Annotated in this window: 16 protein-coding genes; 7 read left to right on the forward strand and 9 right to left on the reverse strand. The window is 71.4% G+C overall.

What is annotated here, in order from left to right:
• Nucleotides 1-589, reverse strand: a 589-nt coding sequence (locus tag CLM62_RS33775) for a zf-HC2 domain-containing protein (RefSeq protein ID WP_179382343.1), incomplete at its 3' end; no start/stop codon positions are given.
• Nucleotides 586-1,359: an RNA polymerase sigma factor SigE gene (sigE, locus tag CLM62_RS33780; RefSeq protein WP_179382344.1), complete on the reverse strand. Its 774-nt coding sequence runs from the start codon at nucleotides 1,357-1,359 to the stop codon at nucleotides 586-588. The genes CLM62_RS33775 and sigE, both read right to left, overlap by 4 nt.
• A gap of 163 nt (nucleotides 1,360-1,522) precedes the next feature.
• Here sigE and CLM62_RS33785 point away from each other — a divergent pair, with 163 nt between their 5' ends.
• Complete coding sequence (locus tag CLM62_RS33785) at nucleotides 1,523-2,221, forward strand: O-methyltransferase (protein WP_095753700.1); 699 nt, start codon at nucleotides 1,523-1,525, stop codon at nucleotides 2,219-2,221.
• A gap of 86 nt (nucleotides 2,222-2,307) precedes the next feature.
• On the opposite strand, the gene CLM62_RS33790 is transcribed toward CLM62_RS33785, so the two are convergent.
• A complete protein-coding gene (locus CLM62_RS33790; RefSeq protein WP_179382345.1) occupies nucleotides 2,308-2,475 on the reverse strand; it encodes a DUF3117 domain-containing protein in 168 nt (55 codons plus the stop codon).
• Nucleotides 2,476-2,866: 391 nt separating this feature from the next.
• Between CLM62_RS33790 and CLM62_RS33795 the strand changes: the two genes are divergently transcribed.
• Nucleotides 2,867-3,670, forward strand: coding sequence for an enoyl-CoA hydratase/isomerase family protein (locus CLM62_RS33795; protein ID WP_095753701.1), 804 nt, complete (start codon nucleotides 2,867-2,869; stop codon nucleotides 3,668-3,670).
• A 56-nt stretch (nucleotides 3,671-3,726) separates the two neighbouring features.
• Here CLM62_RS33795 and CLM62_RS33800 read toward each other — a convergent pair whose 3' ends face one another.
• Together CLM62_RS33800 and CLM62_RS33805 are read right to left on the reverse strand one after the other, a co-directional pair.
• Nucleotides 3,727-4,311 (reverse strand): DNA-3-methyladenine glycosylase I, encoded by a 585-nt coding sequence (locus tag CLM62_RS33800; RefSeq protein WP_095753702.1) that lies wholly within the window; start codon nucleotides 4,309-4,311, stop codon nucleotides 3,727-3,729.
• The gene (locus CLM62_RS33805) at nucleotides 4,308-4,664 is read right to left on the reverse strand and encodes a DivIVA domain-containing protein (RefSeq protein WP_095753703.1); all 357 of its coding nucleotides are present in this window, start codon (nucleotides 4,662-4,664) and stop codon (nucleotides 4,308-4,310) included. Before CLM62_RS33805 ends, CLM62_RS33800 begins: the two co-directional genes overlap by 4 nt.
• Before the next feature lie 152 nt (nucleotides 4,665-4,816).
• Between CLM62_RS33805 and folP the strand changes: the two genes are divergently transcribed.
• Complete coding sequence (folP, locus tag CLM62_RS33810) at nucleotides 4,817-5,677, forward strand: dihydropteroate synthase (RefSeq protein WP_095753704.1); 861 nt, start codon at nucleotides 4,817-4,819, stop codon at nucleotides 5,675-5,677.
• A gap of 359 nt (nucleotides 5,678-6,036) precedes the next feature.
• Here the strand turns inward: folP and CLM62_RS33815 are convergent, their stop codons facing one another.
• Nucleotides 6,037-6,795 carry a TIGR00730 family Rossman fold protein gene (locus tag CLM62_RS33815; protein ID WP_095753705.1) on the reverse strand — a complete coding sequence of 253 codons (759 nt, stop codon included), beginning with the start codon at nucleotides 6,793-6,795 and terminating at the stop codon, nucleotides 6,037-6,039.
• A 124-nt stretch (nucleotides 6,796-6,919) separates the two neighbouring features.
• Nucleotides 6,920-7,999 (reverse strand): succinyl-diaminopimelate desuccinylase, encoded by a 1,080-nt coding sequence (dapE, locus tag CLM62_RS33820; RefSeq protein WP_095753706.1) that lies wholly within the window; start codon nucleotides 7,997-7,999, stop codon nucleotides 6,920-6,922.
• 82 nt (nucleotides 8,000-8,081) lie between these two features.
• Between dapE and CLM62_RS33825 the strand changes: the two genes are divergently transcribed.
• Together CLM62_RS33825 and CLM62_RS33830 are read left to right on the forward strand one after the other, a co-directional pair.
• Nucleotides 8,082-9,050, forward strand: coding sequence for a heavy metal transporter (locus CLM62_RS33825; protein WP_179382346.1), 969 nt, complete (start codon nucleotides 8,082-8,084; stop codon nucleotides 9,048-9,050).
• Nucleotides 9,051-9,382: 332 nt separating this feature from the next.
• Entirely contained in the window at nucleotides 9,383-9,877 is a 495-nt protein-coding gene (locus CLM62_RS33830; RefSeq protein WP_095753708.1) for an ATP-binding protein, read from the forward strand.
• A gap of 122 nt (nucleotides 9,878-9,999) precedes the next feature.
• Here the strand turns inward: CLM62_RS33830 and CLM62_RS33835 are convergent, their stop codons facing one another.
• Together CLM62_RS33835 and fdxA are read right to left on the reverse strand one after the other, a co-directional pair.
• Nucleotides 10,000-11,115, reverse strand: a complete 1,116-nt coding sequence (locus CLM62_RS33835; RefSeq protein WP_095753709.1) for a bifunctional succinyldiaminopimelate transaminase/glutamate-prephenate aminotransferase — start codon at nucleotides 11,113-11,115, stop codon at nucleotides 10,000-10,002.
• 130 nt (nucleotides 11,116-11,245) lie between these two features.
• Complete coding sequence (gene fdxA, locus CLM62_RS33840) at nucleotides 11,246-11,563, reverse strand: ferredoxin (RefSeq protein ID WP_010047804.1); 318 nt, start codon at nucleotides 11,561-11,563, stop codon at nucleotides 11,246-11,248.
• 140 nt (nucleotides 11,564-11,703) lie between these two features.
• On the opposite strand from fdxA, the gene CLM62_RS33845 reads away from it, so the two are divergent.
• Entirely contained in the window at nucleotides 11,704-12,720 is a 1,017-nt protein-coding gene (locus CLM62_RS33845; protein ID WP_095753710.1) for a GNAT family N-acetyltransferase, read from the forward strand.
• A 29-nt stretch (nucleotides 12,721-12,749) separates the two neighbouring features.
• The gene (locus CLM62_RS33850) at nucleotides 12,750-13,601 is read left to right on the forward strand and encodes a transglutaminase-like domain-containing protein (RefSeq protein WP_095753711.1); all 852 of its coding nucleotides are present in this window, start codon (nucleotides 12,750-12,752) and stop codon (nucleotides 13,599-13,601) included.
• The last annotated feature ends 74 nt before the right edge of the window (nucleotides 13,602-13,675 follow it).

A 13,675-nucleotide genomic window follows, 5' to 3' on the forward strand; every position in this document is an offset into this window, starting at 1 on the left:
CGCCCCGCGCGTCCGCGGCCGGGTCGCCGGGCGCCACGCTGCTGACGCCGCCCAGGGCGATCGCGGCCAGCGACACCGCGCCGGCGGCGGCGAACGCGAACCGCATCCCGCGCGAGGCCGACCGCTCGGCCTCATGACGGCTGACGTCATGGATACGGAAGCCACGGTTCGCCGAGGAGGGCAGGACAGGGGCGTGCGAACGGGCAGGGACGTAGTCGAACTCGAAGCGCTCGCCGCGCCTCAGGCCGAAGACGCCGGTAACGCCGGGCCGTCCGGTCAGCCCACCGGCGAATCCCGCCCCGCCGAACGGCGAGTCGTCGTCGCCGTCCGGGTCACCTCCCGCCGGAAGCCCCTGGAGTCGGGCCAGGAAACTCTCGGAGGGCGGCGGAGGGGCGGCCTCCGCGAAGACGTTCTTCAGTCGGCGCTGTGCGTCGGCCTCCGCCTTGCACTTGGCGCAGGTGGCCAGGTGCGCGAGGACGCGCTCACGCGACTCATGACCGAGCTCGCCGTCCACCAAGGCGGCGAGTCGGTCTCCCAGGTGCTGCTCCGCGAGGCGTGCCTCGCCGGGTTCGGGCCGTGATCCACTCACGCGGTCGCGCCCCCTCCCCCCAGCGCGGGCACACGGGCCATGAAGGAGCGGCGCTCGGCCCGGGCCTCCGGCGAGCGGTGCGCGAGGGCCTTGCGCAGCTGCGAGCGGCCGCGGTGGATCCGGGACCGGACCGTGCCCAGCTTGACGCCCAGGGTCGCGGCGATCTCCTCGTACGACAGGCCTTCGATGTCGCACAGGACGACCGCGGCGCGGAACTCGGGCGCGAGCGTGTCGAGGGCCTGCTGGACGTCCGCGTCGAAGTGCGCGTCGTTGAAGACCTGCTGGGGCGAGGGTTCGCGGCTGGGCAGTCGCTCCGCCGCGTCCTCGCCGAGGGCGTCGAAGCGGATGCGCTGCTTGCGGCGGACCATGTCCAGGAAGAGGTTGGTCGTGATGCGGTGCAGCCAGCCCTCGAAGGTGCCGGGCGTGTAGGTCGACAGTGAGCGGAAGACGCGGACGAAGACCTCCTGCGTGAGGTCCTCGGCGTCGTGCTGGTTGCCCGTCAGTCGGTACGCCAGCCGGTAGACCCGGCCGCTGTGCGTGCTGACGATCTCCTCCCAGGTGGGCGGAGTCCACGCCTGCCCGTCCGCGTCGGTGGAGAAGGTCGCGGTCTGGGCGTATACAGCGGCGTGGCTGTGGTCAGCAGCGGTGTCGTTCACGGATTTCGGCCTGCCCGCCGATCCGAGAAAGCGCCGCAGCGCTCCTCCCCGATCCTCGGGCGCGGCCGCACCTCCCCTGTCGGCTCTGGTGGTGTCCAGTGGAGCCCCTACCATAGCCACCTCGCCCGTTAGCTCCGGATAAGCGGTTTTACGAGAATTTGATCTGGGCTGATACGGCTCGGGCGGCTGCGTCAGCAGTTGCTCGAGCGCCTGCTCGTCGTCGTGATCCAACCGTGTCCCCCCGCTCGCGTCTCTCCCCCTCTAAACGCCTGGTCCCATCTGCGGGTTCCCGGCACCAACGGATACAGTCACGCCCAGGCAACCACGGGGACAGGAGAGGGTCATTACCGGCAACCGGCAGACGAGCTGGGCGTTCGCCGACGCCTATGTCGCCGAGGACGACGCCCTGCGCTGGGCCCGGGACCGGGCCCGCGAGGCGGGGCTGCGCTCGGTCTCGCCCGGCACGGGCGCGGCGCTGCGGTTGCTCGCTGCCACCGTGGACGCCAAGGCGATCGCGGAGATCGGTACCGGCACCGGCGTCTCCGGGATCCACCTGCTGCACGGCATGCGGCCGGACGGCGTCCTGACCACGGTCGACCCCGAGCCGGAGCACCAGCAGTTCGCCCGCCAGGCCTTCCGCGCCTCCGGTTTCGCCAGCAACCGGGCCCGCTTCATCCCGGGCCGCGCCCTGGACGTGCTGCCCCGGCTCGCGGACGCCGGCTATGACCTCGTCTTCTGCGACGGCGACCGCCTGGAGTTCCTGGACTACCTCGCTGAATCGTTGCGCCTGCTGCGCACCGGCGGGCTCGTCGTCTTCGAGGGCGTTTTCGCCAACGGCCGGACGGTGGACTCGGGGCCGCAGCCCACGGAGGTCCTGCGGCTGCGGGAGCTGCTGCGCGCGGTGCGCGAGAGCCAGGATCTGCTGCCGTCGCTGCTGCCCGTGGGTGACGGACTGCTGTGCGCGGTCAAGCGCTGAGAGCCGTACCGCGGGACAAACAACTGCCCCGGCACCGCTCGCGGTGCCGGGGCAGTTGAAATTGAAAGGGTAGGGACGCTGCCGCGTCAGCCGGCGACCTTCATGAGCTCGTCGCCGAGTGCTTGGGCCTCGTCAGGGGTCAGCTCGACGACGAGTCGACCGCCGCCTTCGAGCGGAACGCGCATGACGATGCCCCGCCCCTCCTTGGTCACCTCGAGCGGGCCATCACCCGTTCGCGGCTTCATGGCCGCCATGCTCGTTCCCCTTCCTGAAACCAGCTCATAGTCAAAGCCGACGGCCCTGGAGGGCAGGCGCGGTCCATAGCGTGGGACACGCGACACCGGCATCGAACACATTGCTTCCAAGCCATTATCCCGCATCTCAGGACCCGATGACCAACATCAGTCGGCATCGCTTGGGCAACGCGCGCGAGCAAAACCACTCAATTCGGCGATGTGACTGCGATACTGCGCCGCCGCAAGGAGATCCGCCGACCGGATGGGTTCGAGAATTCTTTGACGCAGGTCACACGTCCGGTCCGGTCCCCGGACGGTGATCTCCGCCATGCTGTCCTTCGGAAACAGGGATCGACACAGGGACGTACCGACGGGTACGTCCGAGCCGTGACACCGGAGGGGACACGCCATGGCCGACACCGTGCTGTACGAGGTGAGCGACGGACTCGCGACGATCACGCTGAACCGCCCCGAGGCGATGAACGCGCTGAACGTCGCGACCAAGGTCGCTCTCCGCGAGGCGGTGCAGTCCGCGGCGGCCGACGACGCCGTACGGGCGGTGCTGCTGACCGCGGCCGGGGAGCGGGCGTTCTGTGTGGGGCAGGACCTCAAGGAGCACATCGGGCTGCTGGTGACCGACCGGGAGAGCGGTTCGGGGCAGACGATGAGCACGGTCAAGGAGCACTACAACCCGATCGTGAAGGCGCTGGCCGGGATGCCCAAGCCCGTGGTGGCCGGGGTGAACGGGGTCGCGGCCGGGGCCGGGTTCGGTTTCGCGCTGGCCGCGGACTACCGGGTGGTGGCGGACACGGCGGCCTTCAACACGTCGTTCGCGGGCGTGGCGCTGACCGCCGACTCGGGCATCTCCTGGACGCTGCCGCGGGTCGTCGGGCCCGGCCGGGCGGCCGACCTGCTGCTCTTCCCGCGCAGCGTCAAGGCGCAGGAGGCGTACGAGCTGGGGATCGCGAGCCGGGTCGTACCGGCGGGCGAGCTGCGCGGCGAGGCGGAGAAGGTGGCGCGGGCGCTGGCCGAGGGGCCGACGGTGGCGTACGGGGCGATCAAGGAGGCGGTCGCGTACGGGCTGTCCCACTCCCTGGCCCAGACCCTGGAGAAGGAGGACGAGCTGCAGACCCGGGCGGGCTCCTCCGAGGACCACGCGATCGCGGTGCAGGCGTTCGTGAACAAGGAGAAGCCGAAGTATCTGGGCCGGTGAGCCGCCGGGAGTGCCGGGAGCGGTGAGCCGCCGGGGCGGGCGTGGCGAGGCGGGGATCAGTCCCGTCTCGCCACGCACGCCTCCAGGTGGTCGTCCACCAGTCCGCACGCCTGCATCAGTGCGTACGCCGTCGTCGGGCCGACGAAACGCAGGCCTCGCTTCTTCAGGGCCTTGGAAAGGGCCGTCGACTCGGGAGTGATCGCCGGGACGTCGGAGAGCGTCTTCGGGGCCGGGCGGGTGGCCGGGTCGGGGGCGTGGGACCAGATCAGGTCGTCCAGCTCGCCCGGGGCCCAGTCGGCCAACACGCGCGCATTGGCGAGTGTCGCGTCGATCTTGGCGCGGTTGCGGATGATGCCCGCGTCGGCCAGCAGGCGCTCGCGGTCGGCGTCCGTGAAGACGGCCACCTTGGCGATCTCGAAGCCGGCGAAGGCGGCGCGGAAGCCGGGGCGGCGGCGCAGGATCGTGATCCAGGACAGGCCGGACTGGAACGCCTCCAGGCTGAGGCGTTCGAAGAGCGCGTCGTCGCCGTGGACCGGGCGGCCCCACTCCTCGTCGTGGTACGACACGTACTCCGCCGTGGACAGGGCCCAGGGGCAGCGCAGCGCGCCGTCCGGGCCGGCGAGGGTGCCGTCGTCGCTCACTGCTGATCTTCCGGCCGGCCGGGCTTCTCCATGGAGACATGGGCGGCGGCCTGGGCGCCGGCCAGCGCGGACTCCAGGTCGGCGATACGGGCGTCCCGCTCGGCGAGCTCGGCGCCGAGGCGGCCGAGCGCGTCGTCGACGTCCGCCATGCGGTAACCGCGGGCGGCGAGCGGGAAGCGCAGGCTCTCGATGTCCGCGCGGTTCACCGGGCGGTCCGGGGGCAGGAAGTCCTGCAGCCTCTCGGGGGCGGCCTCCGGCAGCGGGCCGTCGCCCTCACCGCCGCCCACCACGGCGAGCGTCACCGCGGCGACCACCACGGCCAGCGCGATGACCAGGAACAAGAACATAACCATCGCCGGAGCCCCCACGCTCTAAGTGCTCGGTCCAAGTACTCGGTCCAAGCACTCGGTGTCGAATGTGTCAGGGTCCGATCGTGCCATGCGAGTCTGACACTTAGGGTCTCAGGCAGCCGGTTGCCGGGACGAATCAGGAGAGGTCACAGGGGATGCTCAGGCTGGGCAGGCGTGAATTCGGCACGCACGAGCCGGTGATCATGGCGATCGTGAACCGGACCCCGGACTCCTTCTACGACCAGGGCGCGACCTTCCGCGACGAGCCGGCCCTCGCGCGCGTGGAGCAGGCGGTGGCGGAGGGGGCGGCCATCGTCGACATCGGCGGGGTCAAGGCCGGGCCGGGCGACGAGGTGAGCGCCGAGGAGGAGGCGCGGCGGACGGTCGGTTTCGTGGCGGAGGTGCGGCGGCGGTTCCCGGACGTCGTCATCAGCGTGGACACCTGGCGGGCGGAGGTCGGGGAGGCGGTCTGCGAGGTCGGCGCGGACCTGCTGAACGACGCGTGGGGTGGGGTGGATCCGGGGCTGGCGGAGGTCGCCGCGCGGTACGGGGTGGGGCTGGTGTGTACGCATGCGGGGGGTGCTCAGCCTCGGACCCGTCCTCACCGGGTGACGTACGACGACGTGATGGCCGACATTCTGCGGGTGACGCTGGGGCTGGCCGAGCGGGCGGTGTCGCTGGGGGTGCCGCGGGAGTCCGTGCTGATCGATCCCGGGCACGACTTCGGGAAGAACACGCGGCACAGTCTGGAGGCCACGCGGCGGCTGGGGGAGATGGTGGCCACCGGGTGGCCGGTGCTGGTGTCGCTGTCCAACAAGGACTTCGTGGGCGAGACGCTGGACAAGCCGGTGAAGGAGCGGGTGGTGGGGACGTTGGCCACGACCGCGGTGTCGGCGTGGCTCGGGGCGCAGGTGTATCGGGTGCATGAGGTGGCGGAGACGCGGCAGGTGCTGGAGATGGTGGCGTCGATCGCGGGGCATCGTCCGCCGGCGGTGGCGCGACGGGGGTTGGCGTAGGAGCCCGCGGCGGAGCCGCTGATGGATGCAGCGCCCCCGCCGCCCCTACCCGTCCCACCCCCAGGGGCTCCGCCCCCTTCGACCCCGGCGGGGACTGGGTCCCCTGCACCCCGCCGGGGCGGAGCCCCGGACCCCATCGGCCTGAACGGCCTCGTCCTCAAACGCCGGACGGGCTGAGTAGTGGCGCACCTCTCGACCGACCGAGACGGGTGGTGGGTGGGCATAGGCCGGGGGTCTGGGGGCGGAGCCCCCAGCAACGCTCGCACCGACGCCGGGTGCCCTACCGCCGACGGCAACGCTCGCACCAACGCCGGACGCCCCACCACCGACGGCAAGGGACCGTCCGCTCCAGCCCAGCGCTAGCGCCCCGCCTCCTTGGACACCAACGCCACCGCCTCGTCCACGTCGTCCGTGATGTGGAACAGCAGCAGGTCCTTCTCCGACGCCTTGCCCTGGGCGATCAGTGTGTTCTTCAGCCAGTCCACGAGGCCGCCCCAGTACTCCGTACCGAACAGGACGATCGGGAAGCGGGTCACCTTCTGGGTCTGGACCAGGGTGAGCGCCTCGAAGAGTTCGTCCAGCGTGCCCAGGCCGCCCGGCAGAACCACGAAGCCCTGCGCGTACTTCACGAACATCATCTTGCGGACGAAGAAGTAGCGGAAGTTGAGGCCGATGTCGACGTAGGGGTTCAGCCCCTGCTCGAAGGGGAGCTCGATGCCCAGCCCCACCGAGATGCCGTTCGCCTCGCAGGCGCCCTTGTTGGCCGCCTCCATGGCGCCCGGGCCGCCGCCCGTGATCACCGCGAAGCCGGCCTCGACCAGGCCCCGGCCCAGCCGCACACCCGCCTCGTACTCCGTCGAGTCCTCCGGCGTCCGTGCCGAGCCGAACACGCTGATGGCGGGCGGGAGTTCGGCGAGCGTGCCGAAGCCCTCGATGAACTCCGACTGGATGCGCAGGACCCGCCAGGGGTCGGTGTGGACCCAGTCCGAGGGGCCGCCCGCGTCCAGCAGCCGCTGGTCGGTCGTGCTGGCCTGGACCTGGCCCCGCCTCCGGAGGACCGGTCCCAGGCGCTGCTCCTCCGGTGGCTGCTTCTTGCCCTCGGGGTTGCCAGTAGCCATGTGCGCTCCCTCCAGCTTGCAGGTCGTTCCGCCTCAGCGTAGATCTACGCGGGTTACGGACGGGGGACGTGAGCATGTCCGCCATGAAGCGCGCCGAAGCACGCCCACCACCCCCCGACCGCCGTCACGCCGTCAGCCAGCTCCTCAGCCGCTGCTCCGCCTGCGGGATCAGCGACGCCTTCACCCGCTCGTCCACCTTGTGGGCGAGAAGCTGTGCCCCGGGGCCGTAGTTCACCGCGGGTACGCCCAGTGAGCTGAAGCGGGCCACGTCCGTCCAGCCGAACTTGGGTCGGGCCTCGCCGCCCACGGCCGCCATGAAGGCCTGCGCGGCCGGGTGGGTCAGGCCGGGGCGGGCGCCGCCCGTGTGGTCGTCGACGACGAACTCGTCCACTTGGCAGTCCGCGAAGTAGTCCCGGACGAACGCCTCCGCCTCCGCCTCGCTGCGGTCCGGCGCGTAGCGGAAGTTGACGACGAGGGTGCAGGCGTCGGGGATGACGTTGGTGGCGACGCCGCCCTCGACGCGTACGGCGTTGAGGCCCTCGTGGAACCGCAGGCCGTCCACGACCGGCGTGCGCGGCTCGTACGCGGCCAGCTTGGCGAGGGCCGGCGCGGCCGCGTGGATCGCGTTCGAGCCCATCCACGCGCGCGCGGAGTGCGCCCGCTCGCCCGTGAACTTCAGGAACACCCTGAGCGTGCCCTGGCAGCCGCCCTCCACCTGACCGTCCGTCGGCTCCAGCAGGATCGCGAAGTCGCCCTTGAGCCACTCCGGGTGGGCCTCGGCGACATGCTTCAGGCCGTTCAGATCGGCGGCGACCTCTTCGTTGTCGTAGAAGACGAAGGTCAGGTCGCGGTTCGGGGCCGGGACGGTCGCCGCGATGCGCAGCTGCACCGCCACACCCGACTTCATGTCACAGGTGCCGCAGCCCCACAGGTAGCCCTCGTCGTCGAACCGGGAGGGGACGTTGCCCGCGATGGGGACCGTGTCGATGTGGCCGGCGAGGATGACACGTTCCGGGCGGCCGAGGTCGGTGCGGGCGACGACGTTGTTGCCGTACCGGTCGACCGTCAGGTGCGGCAGGGCGCGCAGGGCGGTCTCGATCGCGTCCGCGAGCGGCTTCTCCGTGCCGCTCTCGGAGGGGAAGTCGACGAGCTGCGCGGTGAGCAGCGCGGCGTCCAGCGTGAGGTCAAGTGGGGTGTCGGCCATGTTGTCGAGCCTAACGCCCGGACCTTCGCCGACTTTCCACACCTGGCACACCATGCGCCGTACTCTCCAGTATGTTGTGCCCGTGCCAGAGCAGTCCCCTTCTCCCAAGCGTCGTGGCCGCCTCCTCCGATTCGGGGCGGCCGTCGTCGTCCTGTGTGCGGTCGCCGGTTATCTCGTGGTCCAGTACGTCACCGGCGCGGGCGCTCCGGGATGCAAGGTCGTCGCGGGCAGTGGCGGCAGAGCGGCGTACGAATTCACCCCGGAACAGGCGGTGAACGCGGCGACGATCGCGGCCGTCGGCACCGGGCGCGGGATGCCCGAGCGGGCCGTGACGATCGCGCTCGCCACCGCGATCCAGGAGTCCGGTCTGCGCAACATCGACCATGGCGACCGGGATTCGCTCGGCCTGTTCCAGCAGCGGCCCTCGCAGGGCTGGGGCACGCCGAAGGAGATCATGGACCCGACGTATGCGGCGGACATCTTCTACGAGCACCTGGCCAAGGTGCGCGACTACACGCGGCTTCCGCTGACCGTCGCCGCGCAGCGCGTGCAGCGCAGCGGCTTCCCGACGGCGTACGCCAAGCACGAGCCGGACGCCACGCTGCTCGCCGCCGCCCTCACCGGGGAGTCGGCGGCGACGCTGACCTGCGCGGGCCGCCCGACGGCCACGCAGGCGACGGGTCCGGACGCGGTGCGCTCCGCGCTCGCCCGGGACTTCGGGCGGGATGTGCTGGAGCCGGCCGCGGCGGAGGTGGGCGGCGCGGCGACACCCACGCCGACGCCCTCCGTGGGCAAGGGCGACGGACGGACCGTGACGCTCCCCGTGACCGCCGACACGGCCTCGGACGGCGGCCGCAGCCTTCGGCAGCGCGGCTGGCAGCTGGCGCACTGGGCGGTGGCCAACGCCTCCGCGCTGCGCATCGAACGTGTCTCGTACGCCGGGTGGGAGTGGACCGCCGGCAACACCGACAGTCGGTGGCGCAGGGCCGCCGCGGGGGGAGCCGGTGCGGAGAAGGATGCGGGCGCGGTCCGTATCGTGACGGCACGGTAGGACAAACAGCGGTACGAGCAGCAGTGCGAGAGATCACCCGCAGGGGTTACGTGGGTCGGGTGCGGGCGGCGGTGTGCGCATGTTTTCGCAGGGTCACCCTCCCCACGGTCGAAACCTTGGAAACAAAGGGCTGTAAGGATTCGGCGAACTTCACGCGGGTACTTTTTGCCCGTTTTTATCCGCAGGCGATAATGCGACGCATTGCCAATTCTTTACATTGCGCCGCCGCAACCTTCCCGGGCTTCGAGCGGTAGTCACTGCGTCCGAGCCGGGATACCAACCCCCGGACTCGGTCGGACACTTCATCGTTCCCTCCCCGTCAAAGGAGCAACATGTCCCTCCCCCTGACCCGACGGATCGCCCGTGCCGCGCTGCTCGTCGCTGCGGGAGCGGCTGCCGGGGTCGGTGCGGCCGGCTCCGCGAGTGCGGCCCCCGAACTGCCCGCCACCCCGAACGTCGGCGGGCTGACCGCCCTGGACGGGGCGAGCGTCGGCAACACGGTCGACGGTGCTGCTCAGCAGGTGACCGGTACCGCGGGCGACACCGGCAGCAAGGCGGTCAAGAAGGCCGTGCCGGCCGCGGGCAAGACCGGTGGCAAGGCCGTGAAGAAGGCGACCCCCGCGCTGCAGAAGGTGGCGGGCGAGGCGGCGGGCTCCGCCGGGGAAATCGTGGGTGACACCGCGTCGAGCGCGACGAAGGGTGGGCTGGCCAAGGGCGGGCTGCCCAAGGGCGGACTGACGAAGGGCGGGCTGCCGACGGACTCGCTGACCAAGGGTGGCCTGCCGGCGACCCCCAAGCTGCCGGCGAAGGGCCTCCCCCTCGGCTGACAGTGGCCGCGCCCGGCTGCATGGCTACGGGGCCCAGGGGAGTCTCCTGGGCCCCGTAGCCATGTCTGCTTACTGCGGCAGTCGGCAGGCGCCGGAGCGGGCTCGTACGCCGCCCACAGCGGTCACAGACGCTCGACGGCCGCCCGTACCCGCTCGTCCGTGGCCGTCAGGGCCACCCGTACGAACTTCTCGCCCGCCTCGCCGTAGAAGTCACCCGGTGCGACCAGGATGCCCAGATCGGCCAGGTGGGCCACCGTGGCCCAGCAGGACTCGTCGCGGGTCGCCCAGAGGTAGAGGCTGGCCTCGCTGTGTTCGATGCGGAAGCCGTGGGAGAGCAGGGCCGCGCGCAGGGCCGTACGGCGGGCCGCGTACCGCTCCCGCTGCTCGCGGACGTGCGTGTCGTCGCCCAGGGCCGCCACCACCGCCGCCTGCGTGGGCGCGGGGGTCATCATGCCGCCGTGCTTGCGGATCTCCAGCAGGGGGGCCAGGACGGCCGGGTCGCCCGCGAGGAAGGCCGCGCGGTAGCCCGCCAGGTTGGAGCGCTTGGAGAGGGAGTGGACGGCGACAATGCCGTCGTACGAGCCGCCGTTCACATCAGGGTGGAGGACGGAGACCGGGTCCGCCTCCCAGCCGAGTTCCAGGTAGCACTCGTCGGAGAAGAGCAGGACGCCGTGTTCGCGAGCCCAGGCGACGATCCGGGTGAGCTCGGCCTTGCTCAGCACCTGGCCCGTGGGGTTGGACGGCGAGTTCAGCCAGAGCAGCTTCAGGTTCGACGGGTCCAGGTCCGTCGGGCCCGGCGCGTCAGCGCCCGATGTCGTCGTGTAGACCTCGTAGTCCGCGCGAGCGAGGCGCGCGCCGACCTCGTAGGTCGGGTAGGCCAGACGCGGGTAGGCCACCCTGTCGCCGGGGCCGAGGCCCAGCTGGGTCGGGAGCCAGGCGACCAGTTCCTTGGAGCCGACGATCGGCAGGACATGGCGGTGGGTGACCTCACGCGCGTCCAGCCGGCGCTCCACCCAGCCGGTGATCGCGTCGCGCAGCTCGGGCGTGCCCCAGACGGTCGGATAGCCCGGCGAGTCCGCCGCCGCGACCAGCGCTTTCTGGATCAGCTCGGGGACCGGGTCGACCGGGGTGCCGACGGACAGGTCGACTATGCCGTCCGGGTGCGCGGCGGCCGTCTTCTTGTACGGCGCCAGCCTGTCCCAGGGGAACGTGGGGAGACGGTCGGAGACTACGGACACGGGTTCTGGCTCACTTTCTGGTGCGGCAAACGCCTCGGTCCCGTACGGCGATCAAGGCGATCAGGCCGTACGGGACCGAGGCGGCGCGGATGCGGTCGCCCGCCGGCCTATGGGGCCTGCGGCGGCAGCACTAGGCCTGCGGGGGCAGCGCGGCGATGAAGGGGTGATCGCGCTCGATCAGGCCCAGCTTGCTGGCGCCGCCGGGGGAGCCGAGCTCGTCGAAGAACTCGACGTTCGCCTTGTAGTAGTCCTTCCACTCCTCCGGAGTGTCGTCCTCGTAGAAGATCGCCTCGACCGGGCAGACCGGCTCACAGGCCCCACAGTCGACGCATTCGTCCGGGTGGATGTACAAGGACCGGGAGCCCTCGTAAATGCAGTCGACCGGGCACTCCTCGATGCACGCCTTGTCCTTGACGTCGACACAAGGCTGCGCGATGACGTAGGTCACGCTGTCGTTCCTCCTCGATAGGGCGCTGGCGGGCCTCCACAGGCTCCGCCGCCTGGCGCGCGGGAGCGCGGCGTCGTCGATGCCCGCCCCTAGTATCTCCGTTCCTGGGCACGATCCGAACAGGAGGGGTGAACTGACCTGTGGAAATCTCGTCGACAGGGCGCCTCGTCGTCCGTATCACCGCAGCTGACGTGGGTAAACGGGTCTCCGTACGGCGCTTGGGGGAACCTGGTGTCGCGGACGAGAAGTTCACCGACACGGTGGGTGTTCTCACATCATGGAACGACGGTGTGCTGCTGATCACGCGCCGCGACGGCGAGACCGTCCGGATCCCGGAATCCGCGCTGGTCGCGGGCAAGGTCGTGCCCCCCGCACCGGCCCGGCGACGGGGCCCTGCGGCCTCGTACGAGGAGCTGGCGCGCGTCTCCGCGCGCGCCTGGCGGCCGGTGGAGAGCGAGCGGCTCGGCGAGTGGGAGTTGCGGGCCGCCGGTGGATTCACCCGGCGGGCGAACTCGGTGCTGCCGATCGGTGACCCCGGGATACCGCTCGACGAGGCCCTGAGCTTCGTACGGCGGTGGTACGGCGAGCGTGGTCTGCCCGCCTATGTGCAGACCGCGACCGGCGCGGAGGGCACGCAGGAGCTGCTGTGCGCGGAGCTGGAGCGGCGGGGCTGGGTGCGGGAGGTGAGCGCCGAGATGTGGATCGGGGCGCTGGCGCCCATCGCCGACAGGGACGACAGCGAGGCCGGGGTGGTGCTGTCCCGGGAGGCCGGTGCGGACTGGCTTGCGCGGTATCAGCGCAAGGGTCTGAGTGAGGTGGCGCTGAAGGTGCTCGGGAGCGGGCCCTCGGTGTGGTTCGCCACGGTTCCCGGTGAGGCCGGGGGCGCGCCCGCCGCCATCGGGCGGTGTGTCGTCGACGGCCGGTGGGCCGGTTTCGCCGCCGTCGAGGTGGATCCCGCGCTACGGCGGCAGGGGCTGGCCTCGGCCGTGATCGCGGCGCTCGCCCGGCAGGCCCTGGACGAGGGCGCCTCGGCGGCGTGGCTGCAGGTCGAGACGGACAACGCGGGGGCGCGGGCGATGTATGCCGGGATGGGCTTCGCCGCGCATCACGCGTACCACCACTATCGGGCGCCGGGAACATCCGGCGGCGGCAGGTAGCGATCGCCGTGAAAGGGCACGAGCCAGCTATGCGTCCCCCGTACCCCCCATCGCCCGAGCGTTCCGCCGAGCTGCGGCGGCGGTTCGCCGAAGAGGCACGCTCCGAGCGGCCCGATCTGTCCGCGCTGTGCCTGCTGGTGGGCGCGGAGGCGGACGGGACGCTGGACGAGGCGGGCCTGGACGCCGCGCAGATCGAGCTGGACCGGCTGGCCGGGCAGCTGCCGTTCCGGCCCGGCGGGCCGCGCTCCTGGGCCGTGTCGCTGCGGGAGCTGCTCGGGGACCGGTGCGGGTTTCGCGGCTCCGCCGCGGACTATCAACGGCTCGAGTCGTCGTTGCTTCATCAGGTGCTGCTGCGGCGGCGCGGGCTGCCGATCCTGTTGTCGGTGGTGTGGATGGAGGTCGCGCGGCGGGCGGGGGCCCACGTGTACGGGGTGGCTCTGCCGGGGCATTTCGTGGTCGGGTTCGGGGCGCTGGAGGAACAGGTGCTGGCCGATCCGTTCGACGGGGGGCGGGTGCTGAGCGGGTCCGACGCGGAGATGCTGGTGGCGGGGGCCACAGGGGCGTCCTTGCATCCGTCGATGCTCGGTCCCGCGGAGCCTTTGGACGTGGTCGCGCGGATCCTCAACAACATTCGGGCGTGGGCGGCTGCCCGGCCGGAGCGGTCGGATGTGTCGTTGTGGGCGGTGGAGTTGGCCCTGTTGTTGCCTTCGCATCCGGCTCGGTTGCGGTATGAGCGGGCGCAGTTGCTGGTGCAGCGGGGTGACTTCGTCGAGGGGGCGGCGGAGCTCGAGGCCTATGCCGACGTGGTGGGGGCAGTGGACGAGCCGGCCGCGGAGCGGGTGCGGCAGCAGGCTCATGCCGCGCGAGCGATGCTCAATTGATGGCTCGGCGGAGGAAGAGCAGAGGGCACCCAGTGTTCGCCGGGTGCCCTCCCTCGGTCGTGCTCGACCAGCTC

The sequence above is a fragment of the Streptomyces sp. SA15 genome, from assembly GCF_002291145.1.
GTDB lineage: Bacteria > Actinomycetota > Actinomycetes > Streptomycetales > Streptomycetaceae > Streptomyces.

Coding starts and splice junctions, on each gene's coding strand:
- sigE (WP_179382344.1), bottom strand. CDS start 1,359: ATGGTAGGGGCTCCACTGGACACCACCAGAGCCGACAGGGGAGGTGCG.
- CLM62_RS33790 (WP_179382345.1), bottom strand. CDS start 2,475: ATGGCGGCCATGAAGCCGCGAACGGGTGATGGCCCGCTCGAGGTGACC.
- CLM62_RS33795 (WP_095753701.1), top strand. CDS start 2,867: ATGGCCGACACCGTGCTGTACGAGGTGAGCGACGGACTCGCGACGATC.
- CLM62_RS33805 (WP_095753703.1), bottom strand. CDS start 4,664: ATGGTTATGTTCTTGTTCCTGGTCATCGCGCTGGCCGTGGTGGTCGCC.
- folP (WP_095753704.1), top strand. CDS start 4,817: ATGCTCAGGCTGGGCAGGCGTGAATTCGGCACGCACGAGCCGGTGATC.
- CLM62_RS33815 (WP_095753705.1), bottom strand. CDS start 6,795: ATGGCTACTGGCAACCCCGAGGGCAAGAAGCAGCCACCGGAGGAGCAG.
- dapE (WP_095753706.1), bottom strand. CDS start 7,999: ATGGCCGACACCCCACTTGACCTCACGCTGGACGCCGCGCTGCTCACC.
- CLM62_RS33830 (WP_095753708.1), top strand. CDS start 9,383: ATGTCCCTCCCCCTGACCCGACGGATCGCCCGTGCCGCGCTGCTCGTC.
- CLM62_RS33850 (WP_095753711.1), top strand. CDS start 12,750: ATGCGTCCCCCGTACCCCCCATCGCCCGAGCGTTCCGCCGAGCTGCGG.